This window comes from Acinetobacter sp. ABJ_C1_1 (genome assembly GCF_044684115.1).
Taxonomy (GTDB): Bacteria; Pseudomonadota; Gammaproteobacteria; order Pseudomonadales; family Moraxellaceae; genus Acinetobacter; species Acinetobacter nosocomialis_A.
Window position 1 is genome coordinate 47,924 of record NZ_JBITPU010000017.1, and the last position, 17,158, is coordinate 65,081.

At 39.0% G+C, this 17,158-nt stretch carries 13 protein-coding genes; 4 read left to right on the top strand and 9 right to left on the bottom strand.

The genetic code is table 11. From position 1 onward, the window contains the following. Positions 1-88 precede the first annotated feature (88 nt). Complete coding sequence (locus tag ACG59Z_RS16370) at positions 89-772, top strand: glutathione S-transferase N-terminal domain-containing protein (protein ID WP_400200357.1); 684 nt, start codon at positions 89-91, stop codon at positions 770-772. Between the two features lie 5 nt (positions 773-777). On the opposite strand, the gene ACG59Z_RS16375 is transcribed toward ACG59Z_RS16370, so the two are convergent. The 6 genes from ACG59Z_RS16375 to ACG59Z_RS16400 all read right to left on the bottom strand — a co-directional run bounded on the left by ACG59Z_RS16375 (position 778) and on the right by ACG59Z_RS16400 (position 10,939). Continuing rightward, complete coding sequence (locus ACG59Z_RS16375) at positions 778-2,022, bottom strand: NADH:flavin oxidoreductase/NADH oxidase family protein (RefSeq protein ID WP_400200359.1); 1,245 nt, start codon at positions 2,020-2,022, stop codon at positions 778-780. 185 nt (positions 2,023-2,207) lie between these two features. Next, positions 2,208-3,797 carry an ABC transporter ATP-binding protein gene (locus ACG59Z_RS16380; RefSeq protein WP_400200398.1) on the bottom strand — a complete coding sequence of 530 codons (1,590 nt, stop codon included), beginning with the start codon at positions 3,795-3,797 and terminating at the stop codon, positions 2,208-2,210. Beyond that, positions 3,775-4,785 carry an ABC transporter permease gene (locus ACG59Z_RS16385; RefSeq protein WP_400200361.1) on the bottom strand — a complete coding sequence of 337 codons (1,011 nt, stop codon included), beginning with the start codon at positions 4,783-4,785 and terminating at the stop codon, positions 3,775-3,777. Before ACG59Z_RS16385 ends, ACG59Z_RS16380 begins: the two co-directional genes overlap by 23 nt. After that, positions 4,785-5,837 (bottom strand): microcin C ABC transporter permease YejB, encoded by a 1,053-nt coding sequence (locus ACG59Z_RS16390; protein WP_400200363.1) that lies wholly within the window; start codon positions 5,835-5,837, stop codon positions 4,785-4,787. The genes ACG59Z_RS16385 and ACG59Z_RS16390 overlap by 1 nt, the downstream gene beginning before the upstream one ends. Positions 5,838-5,866: 29 nt before the next feature. Beyond that, entirely contained in the window at positions 5,867-7,702 is a 1,836-nt protein-coding gene (locus ACG59Z_RS16395) for an extracellular solute-binding protein (protein WP_400200365.1), read from the bottom strand. A 15-nt stretch (positions 7,703-7,717) separates the two neighbouring features. Then, entirely contained in the window at positions 7,718-10,939 is a 3,222-nt protein-coding gene (locus ACG59Z_RS16400; protein WP_311088028.1) for a LysM peptidoglycan-binding domain-containing protein, read from the bottom strand. 232 nt (positions 10,940-11,171) lie between these two features. Between ACG59Z_RS16400 and dnaQ the strand changes: the two genes are divergently transcribed. The 3 genes from dnaQ (at position 11,172) to nudC (ending at position 15,071) form a co-directional block, all read left to right on the top strand. Further along, complete coding sequence (dnaQ, locus tag ACG59Z_RS16405) at positions 11,172-12,551, top strand: DNA polymerase III subunit epsilon (protein WP_400200368.1); 1,380 nt, start codon at positions 11,172-11,174, stop codon at positions 12,549-12,551. Positions 12,552-12,684: 133 nt separating this feature from the next. Next, positions 12,685-14,328, top strand: coding sequence for a chemotaxis protein (locus tag ACG59Z_RS16410; RefSeq protein WP_400200370.1), 1,644 nt, complete (start codon positions 12,685-12,687; stop codon positions 14,326-14,328). Continuing rightward, positions 14,328-15,071, top strand: a complete 744-nt coding sequence (gene nudC, locus ACG59Z_RS16415) for an NAD(+) diphosphatase (protein ID WP_400200371.1) — start codon at positions 14,328-14,330, stop codon at positions 15,069-15,071. Before ACG59Z_RS16410 ends, nudC begins: the two co-directional genes overlap by 1 nt. Before the next feature lie 26 nt (positions 15,072-15,097). On the opposite strand, the gene ACG59Z_RS16420 is transcribed toward nudC, so the two are convergent. From ACG59Z_RS16420 to ACG59Z_RS16430, 3 genes are all read right to left on the bottom strand, one after another. Then, positions 15,098-15,961 (bottom strand): alpha/beta hydrolase, encoded by an 864-nt coding sequence (locus ACG59Z_RS16420; RefSeq protein WP_263613207.1) that lies wholly within the window; start codon positions 15,959-15,961, stop codon positions 15,098-15,100. Positions 15,962-15,964: 3 nt separating this feature from the next. Continuing rightward, entirely contained in the window at positions 15,965-16,675 is a 711-nt protein-coding gene (locus ACG59Z_RS16425; protein WP_263613206.1) for a BON domain-containing protein, read from the bottom strand. 78 nt (positions 16,676-16,753) lie between these two features. Beyond that, positions 16,754-17,155 carry a YraN family protein gene (locus ACG59Z_RS16430; RefSeq protein ID WP_151818734.1) on the bottom strand — a complete coding sequence of 134 codons (402 nt, stop codon included), beginning with the start codon at positions 17,153-17,155 and terminating at the stop codon, positions 16,754-16,756. Positions 17,156-17,158 lie beyond the last annotated feature (3 nt).

Consider the following 17,158-nt stretch of genomic DNA (forward strand, 5'->3'; position numbering starts at 1 on the left):
AAATTTATGATTTATAAATATTTTATTATACTTAAACTATATTCTACCCTATACTAAAAGTAGATCAGAACTATAATTTGAACATGACATGCAAATTCGATTATTTCATTTACAAAATTCACGCTCTCAACGCATTATTTGGTTTTTAGAAGAATTAGGACTCAACTATGAGCTCATCACTAAATATCATTCAGATGAAGACAAAAATAATAACTCACCGCATCAACTATCAAAATTTCCAACGCTCGAAATTATTGAACAAGAGCAAACTTCAATTTTGGCTGAAACCTCAGCAATCCTAGATTATTTCTCTCATTTATACCCACAACTGGGACAGAACAATTTATTAAGCCAACAACTTCAAAATTTTTATTATTGGAAAAATTACTGTGAGGCGACATTCATTCCCGATCTGGTACTCAAACAAATCTTTCACCAAATTGCAGAACGCACACCTTTTCTGGTCCGTTTCGTTCCTAAGCTTTTAAAATATGGATTTGATCAAGGCTATCTCAATCAATCATTAGAACGACACATGAGTATGATTGATAAACATTTAGAACGTCACTTATGGTTTGCTGGAGATCAGTTTACTACTGCTGATATTTTGATGTGGTTTCCGCTACTGGCTTGCTCACCAAATTACAGCCAGTTTAAACATATACAGCGTTATCTGACCCAGATAGAAAACAGACCTGCCTTTAAAAATGCTCTAATTAAAGGTCAATGGTCTGCTTCTACTTTTCAAACTTACTGGGCTATTGCTTGGTAATTTATTTATGCAGATTTACGTGAATTCACGCGCCCCTGAACAACGGCCTTAATATTGCCCTTCGCGTAATTTAAAAACACAATTAAAGGCGATAGTTTTGGATTTGGTTTTTTACCCTGCCCAATTGCTTTAAATTGTGCTGCGTACCAAATAATTTCCATAATCGCCATTTTGTCGACAAAAGGTAAACCTGTTTTAATTGGTTTTACGGCGTAGCGAACGTCTTGGCCTGCGATTAAACGGTCAGTTAAATCTGTTTCAACAGCAAGTGGACGAGCAATACCAATAAAGTCACATGCACCACTTGCCAGAGCAGCATTCATGCCTTCTACTGTACGGAAGCCACCTGTCACCATAAGTTTACATTTTACATGCTGACGGATTTTTTCAGCGAAATCTAAGAAGTATGCTTCACGTGCAATGGTACTTGCTTTACGTTTATCGGCTTTTGCGCCAGCCATTGCAGGTGCTTCATAAGTACCACCTGAAATTTCAATTAAATCAATTCCTGCTTCATCAACGGCTTTAAATACCGAAATTACATCTTCTTCGCTAATACCACCGCGCTGGAAGTCAGCAGAGTTAAGCTTCACTGAAATAATAAAATTCTCTGAAGTTGCTTCACGTACTGCTTTATAAACTTCTAGTAAAAAGCGAGTACGGTTTTCAACTGAACCTCCCCACTGGTCTGTACGCTTATTGGTTAATGGTGATAAAAACTGGCTAATTAAATAGCCGTGTGCACCATGTAACTGTACCCCTTCAAAACCTGCTTTCTCACAAATGCTGGCAGCTGTTGCAAAGCGTTTAATAATATCCAAAATTTCTTCATGTGTAAGCGCACGTGGAGTGCCAAACATAGTCGCTAAAGCTGGACTAAAAGGAACTGCCGAAGGTGCAACTGTTTCTTTATTTAAGCCTTTAGGGCACTGACGGCCTGGGTGAGACAATTGAATGAGCTGTACCATTCCATATTGTTTACCGACCGCTGACCATTCTTTTAAACGCTCTAGGTCACGCTCAGTTTCAATCACAACCACGCCTGGTTCGTTTTTGGCTTCGAAATTGACCATGACGTTACCAGTAATTGCACAGCCTAAACCACCTTTAGCCCATGCACCATACAAGCCCAAATGTAAGTCATTTGGCTGTCCCTCATAGTTTGCAAGTGCCTCACTCATTGCCCCTTTAATAATCCGGTTTTTAAATGTGGTATTTCTAATTGTGATTGGTTGTGCAATCTGGCTCATGGTTAACCTCTTTTAATACTCTAGAGTAATTACTCTAATTTAGATGAGTTATAAGTCATGTCAAGGGAAAATCGATAACTGACAATAGCACATGTCAAATTTAAAAAGTATAGAGAAATGCAACTTTTTGCATTAAAAATTTAAATAATATTTATACTTATAAAACATAAACTTATTTAAATAAATTAAAGACTCGCCATAATTAATTGCTTGGTATATTCAGTTTTAGGGTCATTAAATAACTGTTCAGTTAGCTGATATTCCATAACTTTTGCATGTCGTAATACCATCACTTTATGACACAGTGCTTTGACCACATTTAAATCATGACTGATAAAAATATAGCTGAGGTGCTCTGTTTGTTGTAAACGTCGCAATAATTGAATCATCGCTTTTTGCGTGGTTCGGTCTAAGGCAGACGTTGGTTCATCTAAAATTAAAAGTTTAGGTTGAACCACTAAAGCTCGCGCTAGAGCAACGCGTTGACGTTGCCCACCCGAAAGCTCGTGCGGATAGCGATGTTGAAAGTCTTCAGCCAACTCAACTTTTACCAAAGCAGATTCAACTTGCTGTTTGATCTCGCTATCAGCCACTGCTTTCACTTTTAACCCTTCGGCAATAATCTGCCCTACTGTCATACGCGGGTTTAAGCTACCAAATGGGTCTTGGAATACAATTTGTAAGTCTGACCTGATCTTACGCAAAGCTTTTTGTTCTAGGCGGTTTATATCTTGCTCTAGAAAATTAATCTGCCCCTCACTTTTCAGTAATCGAACCAGAGCTAAAGCCAATGAAGATTTTCCAGAACCACTTTCACCAACCACACCCAATGCTTCACCTTGTTTAAGCTCAAAATTTATATTTTCGACCGCTTTGGTATAACCCTGAATTCGGTTAAAGAAACCATGTCGTATTGGATATTTAACATTGAGTTGTTGGACAGATAAAATTTTCTGACCAGATGCTAGAGGCTCAGCAAAGCCAAGGTCATGATCTAACAATTGCTGGGTATAAATTGATGTGGGCTTTTCAAAAATCTGTTGAAGCTGGCCTTGTTCTACAACTTGCCCCTTATGTAATACTATAAGCTCGCCGGCATACCGACGTACTACATTCAAATCATGGCTAATTAAAATCAGCGCCATGCCATATTTATTCTGTAAAGACTTTAACAACTCTAAAATCTGTGACTGTAAAATCACATCAAGCGCAGTGGTTGGTTCATCTGCAATTAAAATTTTGGGCTGAAGTGCCAATGCTGACGCAATCATGACCCTTTGCTTTTGTCCACCTGAAAGCTCATGCGGATAACGCTTTAAAATTTGCTCTGGGTTAGCTATTCCTACGTCTTTTAATAATTGAATTACCTGCTGCTGAGCTTTCGATTTTGACCAACCTTGTAAAATGAAATGTTCACCTACAATTTTTTCAACCCGATGTAATGGGTTTAAAGCTGTGGAAGGCTCCTGAAAAATCATGGCAATTTGGCGGCCACGTATATGTGTTTTTGTCTTTTTATCTGTTTCTAAAATATTTTTTGAATCAATAACAATACGTCCAGATGTTTTTAATTTTTCTGGTAATAATCCCATCATCGCCAAACAGCTTATTGTTTTACCTGAACCACTCTCACCTACAATTGCAAGCGTATCACCAGCTTGTAAGTGTAAATTGAGACCTTCTAATAAAGGCTGATCTTGCGTAGAGATTGAAAGGTTTTCTATATTTAGCAATCTAGCATCTACATTTAAGTTATTTTCTTGGGTCAAATGCATCACGTGCCGCCTCCCCAATATAAATTAATAATGACAATACAAAAGCTAAGCTAAAAAACCCAGATAAAGCCAACCACGGTGCGTCTAAGTTATTTTTACCTTGTAGCAATAATTCACCTAAAGAAGCTGTATCTGGCGGTAAGCCATAGCCCAAGAAATCGAGTGCGGTTAAAGCAATAATATTGGTCGTCAAAATAAAAGGTAATTGCGACAGGCTAGAGCTTATGGCATTTGGCAAAATGTGTTTAAAGATAATTCCACTATCATTTACACCCAAAGCCTGAGCAGCACGGACATAGTCAAGTTGACGCGCTTTTAAAAATTCGGCGCGGACAATTCCCACAAGTACGGTCCAGCTAAAGAACAGCATAATAAAAAATAGCCAATATACATTTGGGGTAAACATGCTGACCAAAATCATGACCATAAACAGCATGGGTAAACCATTCCATACTTCTACCAGTCGTTGTCCCAGCAAATCGACCCGGCCACCATAGTAGCCTTGTATAGCCCCCACAAAAATGCCTAGTAGTGCTGCACAAGCTGTTAAAACTAAACCAAAAAGTAATGAAACTCTAAGTCCATAAAGAATACGTGCCAGTACGTCTCGCCCTTGGTCATCTGTTCCTAACCAGTTCTGCTTAGAAGGTGGCGATGGCACAGGTACAGCTAAGTCTAAATTAGGTGTCTGGTAAGAAAATTTTATGAGCGGCCAAATCGCCCAACCTTTATGGTTAATAAGTTCTTGTACAGCAGGGTCTTTATAATCTGCTTCTGTTTCAAACACACCACCAAAAGTGGTTTCGGGATATGTTTTAACGACAGGCAAATAATAAGCATCCTCATATTTCACCAACAATGGTTTGTCGTTAGCAATGAGTTCAGCACCCAAGGACATCACTAAAATGAGGCTAAACAAGATAAAGCTTGCCCACCCTAATTTATGTTGCCTAAACTTTTGCAGCCGTGACTGCACAATAAAAGACATTATTTGCCTCCTTGTGCATCAAAGTGAATACGTGGATCAATCCATTGATACAGCACATCGCAAATAAGACGTAAAAGCAGGCTAAAAAGCGTGAAGAAAAACAATACACCAAAAATAACCGGATAGTCTCGCTGAACAATTGCTTCAAAGCCTAATAAGCCAACACCATCTAGATGAAAAATAATTTCAATAAAAAGATTTCCCACAAAGAAAATGCCTGCTAAAGCCTCTGGCAATCCAGCAAGAACCACTAAAATGGCATTACGAAATACATGTTTATATAATACTTGCTGGCTATTTAAACCTTTTGCATAAGCTGCCAAAACATAAGGTTTATTAAGCTCTTCTAAAAATGAATACTTAGTTAAATAAGTTAGGCTCGCAAAACCACCTAAAACCATCGTAATAAGCGGCAACGTCATGTGCCATAAGTAGTCCGTAATTTTTCCGAAAAAACTCAATTGATGAAAGTTATCTGACACGAGGTTTTGCAATGGAAACCAGTGAAAATATGACCCACCTGCAAAGAAAACAATAAGTAATATAGCAAAGACAAAACTTGGCACCGCATAACCTACTACAAGTAACAGTGAAGTAGAACGGTCAAACCAAGAACCTTGTTGTTTGGCTTTTTTAATACCGAGCGGAATTGAAATAAGATAAATCAGCAAAGTGCTCCATAGCCCAAGCGAAATCGACACAGGCATTTTTTCCCAAAGCAATTCAACTACTGATTTATCTTTAAAAAAGCTTTGTCCAAAGTCCAAAGTCAAATAGCCCTTTAACATCAGTAAAAAACGTTCTACTGGAGGATGGTCAAAACCGTATTGTGCTTTAATTTGCTCTACCATTTCGGGGCTTAATCCTTTAGCACCCTGATAGTACATTTCAGTACCTAATATCCGCCCTGCTCCTACGCCACTTTCTATTTCATGAATTGCCTGTTCAACTGGCCCACCTGGTGCAATTTGCACGACCACAAAGTTGATCAATAAAATAATGAACAATGTTGGAATCATTAAAAGAAGTCGCTTCAGAACATATGAACCCATATAACAGGATTTCCTTTAGGTGCGTGCTTTTATTGTTGATGTAAATATTGGGCAACTTTCTTGGCTTGGTTTGGATTACTCCACCAATACTCTATACCAGCAGAGAGCACGGGTTTCACGTTAGGTTGCTGATACATATTCCAGTATGCATACCAATAATCACCTTTTCCATAAGTCGGAATTTGGTAATACCCTGCGCGAAGTAATCGATCAAGCACATGAGTATAGGTAATTTGCTGTTCACGGTCTTTGGCAGTAACCAGTTTTGAAATAACTGCATCAATGACAGGATTACGAATACCAGCGTAGTTATAGTTACCATCTTGAACTGCTGCAGCACTTCCCCAGAACTGAGCCTGTTCATTGCCTGGATTTAAAGATTGCGGCAAGTTCATGGTGGTCATGTCAAAATCATAACGGCGTGTACGCTCTAAATATTGCGGTGCATCGACTTGCCGTAAAGTAATATTAATTCCCAGTTTTTTTAAATTTCTTACAAATGGCATGAGTGTTCTTTGTTTGCCATCTTGCTGGATAAGAAACTCAATTTGTACAGGCTTACCTTCGGGCGTATATAACTGCCCTTCTTTAATTTTATAGCCAGCTTGAATAAGTAATTGTCTTGCGATTAATAAGTTTTGACGGTTAAAACCGCTGGCATCTGAGACTGGATATTTCCAATCAGCCAAAACGGCTTTTTGCATGACTGGAGAAAGCTTTGGTAATAAAGGCTTTAGTATGGCCAGTTCATTCTTTGCAGGATGACCTGTTGCTGCCAACTCACTATTTTCAAAATAACTTTGCAGTCTTTGATATTGTCCATAAAACAAAGCTTTGTTCTGCCATTCAAAATCATAGGCATAGGTTAAGGCTTGTCTAAAGCGAATATCGTTTAAAGGTTTGCGCCGTGTGTTAAATACATAACTTTCGGTTGAAATCGGGTTATGGTGTCTAAATTTATATATAATGACTAAACCTGCTTTTACCGCTGGAAACTTGTAGTCAGTGACCCATTTTTTAGGATTAGTTTCTTCATGCAAGGTATATTGCCCAGATTTAAAACCTTCGAATGCAATATCCCAATTTCGGTAATAAACATATTTTAAATGGTCGAAGTTATAGCGCCCTTTATTAATAGGCAAATCTTTTGCCCAATAATTCGGGTTCCGTTTATAGCTAATACTACGTCCAGCATCAATCTTCTCAACCACATACGGCCCTGAACCTACAATCGGTTGCAAGGTAATACGAGTAAAGTCACGGTTCGTCCAATCTGCTTTTGAGTAAATCGGCAAGCTCGCCACAACAAATGGCATTTTAGGATTATGGCTAGACTTAAAAGTGAATTTAACTTGATGTGGGTTAATGACTTCTGTTTTTGCCAAGTCTGCAAGATACATTTGTAGACCAAAATTAGATTTGGTCTGATACGTATCAAAGCTAAATTTTACATCTGTCGCGGTTAAAGGCTGACCATTACTAAAACGAGCTTTGGGATTTAAATAGAAAGTAACGGATTGGGTTCTTTCTGGGTCATACGAAACTTTCTCGGCTAAAAGTGGATATAAAACCCCAACTTCATCGAGTGACTGAGTCATTAAAGTATCAAAAAGATAATTTACCCCTTCTGTCGCGTTTCCTTTCCCATTCATACTGTTTAAGTTATCAAAAGTTCCTTGCGCAGCCCGACTCAATACTCCACCTTTTGGTGCATTTGGGTTGGCATAAGGCATAGCAGCCATTGCGAGGTATTTAGGCTTAGAATGAATTGCAATATATGGTGTGATTTGCTGTGCAGAGAATACAACTTGTGAAAAAACACTGAGCCCGACTAGCAGGCTCAGTTGAGAATATAACTTTTGCATAAAGTTCTAATTATTCTATAAATTAGGCACTTTAATAATATCGCCAATACGCAATTGAGTCGATGGTGTTAAGTTGTTGAGTTCCGCCAGTAAAGTAGTTTCTAGACCATATTTACTTGCAAGACCAATTAAGGTATCGCCACGTTTGACTTTGTATTCCACTACAGTTTTTGGAATCACAATATTTTGACCGCGCTGTAGGTTAGCATTTGCTTTTAATGCATTCATTTCAGCAAGTTCACGAACTGAAATACCTGCACGACTCGCAATCGCATTTAACGACTCACCAGCTTTAACCGTATACTTTTCAGTATTTTTGCCTGCTGCAACAGGTTTAGCTGATGATTTTGCTGTATCAGCTTTCGCTGTTTCTACAGTAGGTACATCACCTGTTAGCTTTAAATGCTGACCGACACGCACACTGCTGTTACGAGACAAACCATTTAATGCAGTCAGATAATCTAACTGTAAATGATAACGGCTGGCGATGCTTCGTAAGTTATCACCAGATTTAACAGTATAAGTATCTGGTGTTTCTTCTTTGGCATTTTTAGTCGTAGCCTTGCTCGATGTTTCAACCTCACCTGTCAATTTTAAACGCTGACCAGCACGAACACCTGCTGTGCGAGATAAACCGTTTAAATCAGCCAAATAACTGGTTTGTAAGTTATATTTAGCCGCAATCGCATGTAAGCTATCGCCCGACTGAACAACATAGTGGTCTGGAACACTTACGCCCGCAGGTACTTTCAAGTTTTGACCAAGCTGTACATGGCTACTCGCTTTTAAGTTATTCAGTTCTGCAAGTTCGGCTAAACTAATTTTAGACTTGGTCGCAATGCTTGATAATGTATCGCCACGCTGTACTTTATAACTTTCAGTCTTATACGACGGACCTGCTGCAAGTTTTTCATATTTGCCAGAAGCTTTGTTGTCATCAGATTCATCAACAGCAGCAACTTCTTTTGCAGGTACATTAATTTTCTGGCCAGCCATTAAATTACTACCAGCTGACAACCCTGGTGTTAGCTCCGCCAATTCCTGATTAGATAATGCATAACGATCTGCAATTAACTTCAAATACTCGCCGCGTTTAACTGTATAGCTCTTTGTTGCAATACGACGTGTACTTGCCTGAACAGCTTTAGGCTCTGCCTTAGCAGAATTACGGTTGCCTTTAGGCTCTTTCAAATGCAGCTTTTGACCAACAAATAAGCCATCACTGACAGATAAATCGTTATATTCAGCAAGCTGTTTTACTGACAAATTAAATTGATTTGCCACGCCAGTTAAACTGTCATTTGCTTGAACAACATATACATCAGGTTTAGCTGCTGATTTTGTCGTAGACTCAACCTCTTGCGGTTTAGCATCATACAAATACAGGCTAGTTCCTACAAATAGAGTCTTTTCAGGATCAATCTGGTTCCATTTGGCAACATCACGCCAGTTGACCCCATTTTTCATTGCGATAATCGCTAATGTATCGCCCGGTTGTACGGTATAGGTACTACGCTTACCTTTAGGCTGTACAACGACAACATCGGTATCAGTTTTAATATAAGGCTTATCTTTATTGCGCTGTGCTTCTTCAGAGTTTGCAACGCTTGCGTCTTCAGTTAAAGTTTTCGGATAAGCAAAACCTTTACTTAACTCTTTACCTTGTTGTTCAGCAACCGACAGGCTCGTCTGAATCGCAGTTAACTTAATTTTGCCATCGTAAGGATCAACAATTTCGGTACCTTGCGGTGCAATTGCCTTTAACTCAGCAACCACTTGGTCTTTTTCAGCTTGAGTGGCCTGTGGCTGTAAAGCTTGCTCAACAGTTTCCTTCTCACCTTCAGCACGAACCGCTGCTAAAATTTTCTCACGCTCAACAGCTGAAATTGGTGGTTCTGTTCTTACTGGCTTAACATTGGTTGCAGGTGTTACTGCAACTGGAATACGAGGTGCACTTGGTACATCAGCTGAGGCTGCAAAAGCAGCTAAAGCATCAGAACCACGCGGTGTTGAACCTTTTACAGTTACAGAGCTGCTGGTTGTTTTAGCAGGTGTTGTTGGTCTTACAGGCTGAACCTGAGTCGCTGGTGTCGTTTTAATTGTGACTGAACTTGAAGGACTTGTTGTCGGTTTAGACGGCGAAGTGACATTTGCCCACCAACCTGAACCACCACCCGCTTTCATTCCTTTCAATTTATTATCAACTGATGGGCTTACATCAGCCGGAATTAAAATACGCATTGGACTTGCAGGGTCTACTGTTTCACCACGATAGCCTGGGTTTAATGCATATAACTCGGCGCGGCTAAGACCACTGACCGAAGCAATCTCATTTAAAGACAACGGCGCAGACAATGTCACTTCACGGAAATGGGGTCTATTCGCAATTGGTGGTAATGAAACCCCGTAAGCACGTGGATTTTTAATAATTTGTGCAACTGCCAAGAAACGTGGAACATAGTTCATAGTTTCTTGTGGAAGTTTTAATGACCAGTAATCCGTTGGTAAACCAGCAGCTTGGTTACGGTTAATCGCCTGTTGGATACGACCCGGACCAGCATTATAGGCTGCCAAAGCCAATTCCCATGAACCAAACTGGTTATATAAGCTTCCTAAAAACTCATATGCAGCACGTGTAGATTCAACAACATCACGACGGCCATCATACATACCAGTTTGTTGTAAACCATAAATACGACCAGTACTTGGAATAAATTGCCATAAACCTGCTGCTGCTGCACTACTTGTTGCAGCAGGGTCATATGAACTTTCAATTACCGGTAATAATGCAAGTTCAGTTGGAAGACCACGGCGTTCTGCTTCTTTAACAGTATGATATAAATAACGACTTGCGCGAGCACTTAAACGGTCAAGGTAGGGCTGACGTGAAATAAACCAACTACGCTGCGCTTCAATACGCGGATCCCAGTGATCGAGATCCATTTTAAAGCCCACAGCCATACGCTTCCAAACGTCGCCGTGTTTTAAAATAAGTAAACGATCACCCTCTACAGCACGCATATCTGTTGCTGAAAGTAAATCTTCTAACGAGTCTAGACTGCTTGCATCAAGATAGCCTGCTCCACTGACCTGTTTTGTTTTCGAGGTTTTTGCAGATTGCGGAGTCGAAGAGCAGCCTGTTGTAATACCCAACGCAGCTAAAGCAGAGCTAAGTACTGTAATTTTGAATAATGATGCTGCAGATGGCTGCCACACAAATGTGGTTGGTTTATACATAAAAACTTCCAAACAACTCGCGTAATATTTTTTGGGGTCTGCCCACAAACCCTAGGTCTTCGATGCCATTGTAGTAAAGCATGCAAGATAGACAAGGCAATAATTTAATGTCATTTGCATGGAAATGTTACAAGAAATTAAAAAAAGCTTGCTTTGTAACGATGGAACCGAACTTTTTGCGTATACAATACACCATATTCAGTTCTTTTTCTTTCAGTTTAGGTTTCGATTTATGTCTCAAACAATCACACTGTATGTTGATGGTGCATGTCGTGGCAATCCCGGTTTAGGCGGTTGGGGTGCATATGTCATTACCGAACAGGGTGAACATAAATTATTTGGCGGTGAACCCGACACAACCAATAACCGCATGGAGCTTATGGCTGCTATTGAGGGCGTTTCTTTTTGCCCTCCTGATGCACAATTAATTATCTGGACAGACTCAAATTATGTAAAGCAAGGCATTACAGAGTGGATTCATGGCTGGAAAAAGAAAAATTGGAAAGATGTTAAAAATCCTGACCTATGGCAAAAACTTGATGCTGTTTGCGCAGGTAGAAATATTGAGTGGAATTGGATTAAAGGCCATGCAGGACATCCTGGCAATGAAATGGCAGACCAACTTGCAAATTTAGGTGCAGATAAGACTGCTCAAGAACTCAAGCAACCACAGTCTGTCGCTGCACCGCAAGATATAAAAAAGCCTGAACAGGACTGGTTGCTAGATGATCCTTTCGGGTTTGATCTAGTTGAAACAACCGAAGATGAAGATGTCGCTATTGAACCATCACAAGAAGTTGAGATGATTACTGTCGACGAAGAAGTAAATGAGGTTGAAGCTGTAGAGCAAGAAACAAAGCAGCAAACTAGCAAGATTCATCCACAGATTGTTGTTACCGAAGCAAAGCTTAAATTACAAGGCCCTCGTCAGCTCATTCTCGATACTGAAACGACTGGTTTCTATTTCCAAGATGGTGACCGCATTATTGAAGTCGGCGCAATCGAAATGATTAACCGTAAGCTTACGGGTAGTTCGATTCACATCTATATTAACCCTGAAAAACCAGTGGGCGATTCAGAAAACATTCACGGTATTAGTGATGATTTCTTAAAAGATAAACCGCTCTATGCAGACATTGCAGATACTTTGTTTGAGTATCTAAAGGGCTCAGAAATTATCGCTCATAACGCAACCTTCGATATGAACTTCCTCGATATGGAGTTTAGACGTGTTGGGTTACCTGCTCTTTCAGAAGTTTGTGAAGTTACCGATACCTTAGCTTTAGCCAAAAATAAGCATCCTGGACAGAAAAACTCACTTGATGCCTTAGTCCGTCGTTATGAAATTCCAGCGCGTGACCGTACTTTCCACGGTGCTTTACTCGATGCTGAAATTCTTTCTGATGTTTACTTGGCAATGACCGGTGGTCAAGTTTCCTTTGATATGGATGCTCTATCGCAAAGTGAAATTGACCAGCAAAAAACGACAAAAGCTAGAGTCCAGATTGATTTACCCGTTATTTACCCTTCAGATGAAGAGTTGAACATACATGAGACTTGGGTCAAAGAATTTGAGAAAAAACATGGAGAACCTTGCCTTTTTGCAAAATAAATTTTTGATTCTCTAGTGTTTTTTTAGTTTCCCCTTTTGCAAGTTAAGTTATATTAGTCGTATAGATTTTTAGCTCAAAATATTGGGCCATGACGAATATAACAATTGATTTTTTTTGCAAAGGGGAATTTTTATGTCTGAGCATAATTCGATTCAATTTGATCCAACAGCGTTGCTTATTATCAAGAATGAAATTGATAACTCAATTAAACTGGTAGAAGGTGCTGTAAGTACATTAATTGAAGAACAAGCTCTCCCTTTTGGTATTGATGATGCGTTAGAACAATTTAAACAATGCACTCAAGTATTACGTCTTATTGATATCCCCTATTTGGCAAAAATCACTCAATATTCAACCGAGTTGATGCAAAAAATTATGGCTAAGCCAGAACACATCGACACCGATGAGGTTGTTGCTCTAAGTGAAGGCACGACCATGGTGAAACGCTATATTGAATTTATTTGTTTACGTGAAGTTGAAGTACCCCAGTTTCTTTTGGGCACTCTAAACAATTTAGAAAAAGCCTTAAATAAACCATTAACATCATCTGGTCAGCAGATCGCTTCAAACCTTACAACAACTTCACTTGAGTTACAGTTACCTGAAGTGCTCATTAATGAGAAAACTCAGTTTATCCATCAGCTTTATAAATTATCTTTGCATCAATTTTTAAATAAAACTGAAACCGCTCGAGACTTTCAGGCATTCAAATTGATTGGTAGCTATTTAGTCAGCATGGCTCATGGTCAACCAAGCCAACAATATTGGCAATTGGTTAACTCTGCCTTTAATCACATTGATGAACTTGTTTTAAATGATGCTCGCTTACGTGTATTCATTAATCTTGAGAGCGCTATAGGTCTATTTTTAGCATCGCCAGAAAGCTTTGAGGCAAACTTAACTGCTCTAGCAGATATTATTAGTATTGTGATTGGACAAGAAAATCAACTTGCGCAGCAAATTCGTGGGCAGCTAAACATTGGTCGTGAGTTCCTTACCGATACTCAACTTAAAGCACTGAGCCAACATTTGTATGGTCCAGACTTTGATACCATGCAAACGGTAAGTCAATTAATCTTAGACGAAATGAACAAAGTTCGTAATGATATTGAATATAACTATCAGAACATGTCGCCAGAAAAGGCTCAGCAACTTCAAAGCAGTCTTATGCAGCTTGCTCATACCTTTAACTTACTCAACTTAAATGAAGCAGCAGCCGAGCTTTCTCATCAAGCAAGCAGTTTAAGTCAAATCAATATATTGAGTAATGAAAACTACGCTCAGCAGCTCATGAAGAGCATTTTATCTGCCATGAACGCAATTGGTATTTTGGTACGTCATTATTCATCTAACCGTCTACAAATTCGTGTGAACAACACTAATATTTCTTTAGATCGTTTAGATGAAGCACATGAAACATTATTAAATGAGACAAAAAATTTAATCGATTTTGTATGTCAAAGTTTGACTCTATATGCCAACGATCAAACCCAAAATATTGAAGCAATTGCAGGGTCATTAAAAGAATTGGCTGGTGCGGCTGAATTTTTAGGAAGTAAGGTCCAACAAAATGCTTTGCTTGAAACTGCCAAGTTTGTACAGCAGCAAATCGATCAGAACCAAGCTTTTAGTCATGATCAGATTCACTGTATTTTTAACGTATTAGCTGGACTAGATATGTTAGTTGACAATTTAAAAAATAAACAGCCTGTTCTACAATCCATGTTTGATGTAGCATTGCTAAGTAGTCAACAACTTCAAAAAAAGGCAGCTTAATGTCTGAATTATCACTTGCTTATATTTTTCATCACCAACAATTATTGGTTGACCAAAACTTTCAATTACCCAAAGTCGAAAAGTTAGCAAGTGATCTGCTTTTCACTCATGACGAACAGGTCATTGCACGTGACCTGCTGAGTGAAGAAGCTATACCGGAAGGTCTGCAACTCGTTCCAATTCGTCAACTTATTTCCAACTGGTCAAAAGAGCAATTTTTACAGGCGAGTCGTGCTGTTCAGTTACTTGAATGGCGACGTAACCACAAGTTTTGCAGCCACTGTGGACATGCCACCGAAGTACACTCAAGTGAATATGCGATGGTATGTCCTGCTTGTGGTTATCACCAGTACCCTCGTGTAAACCCATGCATCATTACCATCATTACTAAAGGTGATGATGAAATCTTATTAGCAAAATCAATTCACAATAAAACCAACATGTATGGTTTGATTGCAGGTTTTGTAGAAGTTGGGGAAACTCTTGAAGAGGCTGTTCAACGCGAAGCTTTAGAAGAAGTGGGCCTTAAACTTAAAAATATTCAATATATGTCCAGCCAGCCTTGGCCGTTTCCAAGTAATCTTATGATTGCATTTAAAGCTGAATATGAGTCAGGCGAGATTTCTTTGCAGGAAGATGAAATCGCTGATGCACAATTCTTTAAATTTGATCAGCTTCCTGAAATTCCATTTAAAGGCAGTATTGCACACGCAATGATTACGCAGATTACTCAAACAAAGTAATCTGCGCTTTCTCAAACTCAATAGTTTTAGAATACTTCATCAAGAAAATGCAAAATGGTTCGTTTTGTTCTGAAGTAGTGACTTACAAAACTCGATAGACTGGCCAAAATCGTGATATGGCCAGTTTTAGGGATAATAGCAATATGGCTATGATTCCCCTTCTCCCTAAGAGCTTGATCCATATCCAAAGTATTATGTTGCTTTACGAGCTGATCATTTTCAGCCATGAGTAGATAATGCTTAATATTATTTTGATTTACAAAATAATAAGGCATCACCTCTTTATAAGAGATGCCTTGGTCAAAAGCATCTTCAGCAAGCGGATCACCCTTATAATCAAAATGATACGGACCAGCTAAACCAACTATTGCCTTAATTTTCCCTAAACATTCAATTTTAGTGGAATCAGGGTGATAAACAGCAGACATTACATTAAATGCACCTGCCGAATGCCCCATAAGCACAATATTCTCGGTCGAGATTTCTAATTTTTCCTGATTTTGATGCAAATAATTTAACGCTTGTGTTAAATCATCTACATAACTTGGAAAAATATTTTTGGGTGCAAGCTGATAGTTAATGACAGCAACGTCATAACCTTCTTTTGTAAAAGCTTCACCAACAAACAGATAGTCTCGTTTATTACCGTGTTGCCAAGCACCACCATGTACAAAAACAATGAGTGGTCGATGTGCTAAGTGTTTAGTAGAACGATAAATATCTAGACGATGACGAGGCTTTAAGCCATAACGCACATTTAAAACCTGCTCAAAACCATCTTTTGGTGTAAAACGGTTTAAAGCAAAGCTCCCCAAATCATAGAGGCGGAACTCTTTATAAAGAGTTCTCGCCTGCTCAATTTTGCTTTGTAATTGTTCAATTAAGTTCATATTTTATTGTGCAGTAGATGATGCTGGATCTGCTTGGTCCGGATCAATTGCAACAGGAGTTTGAACTGTTGGTTGAGCAAGAACATTATTAATTACTGGCGTAGTCGTTGCGTTGCCAGTCGATGCTGCCGGAGCAGGTGCTAAATCAATGTTATCAATAAGCGTTACAATTTTGGTCACGTTACCAACATTTTGAAGCACATTATTTAAGTCATTAATTTCAGCTGTATTTAAACGACCCATCACATATAAAACACCATCTTCGGTATGGACGAGTACTTTACTGTCCGATACAACTGGCGCTTTCATTAATAGGGCACGTGTATTTGCAGTTACACCAGCATCTTGCATGATCGTGTTATAACTTACTTTGTTACCTACCGTAATATAGTTATGTACGGCTTTCACATCGCTCATCGCTTTAACATTGTCTTCTGCTAGCTGTTTCAAGTATGGGTCTGGCACCTGACCAGTTAACAATACCGTGCTATGGAAGCTTTCGATGTTAATACGAGATTGTTTAAAACGCTGATCAAGCTTATAGAGGTTAATATTCGCTGTACGTTTAATTGAAGAATCAATGAATACCTGACCTAAGCTACGGACACCACTATCTGTTCCAACTGGAGCTGTACCTGTTCCACCAGAAATAAAACTTGCGCAACCTGACAAACTTGCGACACAAAGCGCTGTTACAGCAATACGTTTCAACACTCCACCAGACTCCTATCAATCTCTTCTTGGCTTGATCATAAACATCGGTTTTAATTTGCTCAAAAGAGTAATGAACTCTTAATCCAAAGTAAATGCATTTTCGATCCATTGCAGATCATAATGGAATTTCGAAAAGTCTTGCTGTACTGTTTTTGCAATTTTCTGTGGAAAATCAAAACAAATCACATCAAAACGACAATAAAAATCCTGATAAGATGGGTAGCGCTGTAAAAACCTCATCGCCGTTTTAATTATTTTTTTCTGTTTGCTCACAGTGACCATTTCACAAGCTTGTCCATAATTTCCCTGTCCACGCGCTTTTACCTCAACAAAAATCAATTCATTACCGCGTTTTACAATCAGATCAACCTCGCCACGGCGTGAATGATAATTACTGGCGACCCATTCATAATTTTGTTCTTTTAAAAGTTTTAGTGCTGTTTGTTCCGCCCATTGGCCCAACTGCTGTGCAACTAACATAAT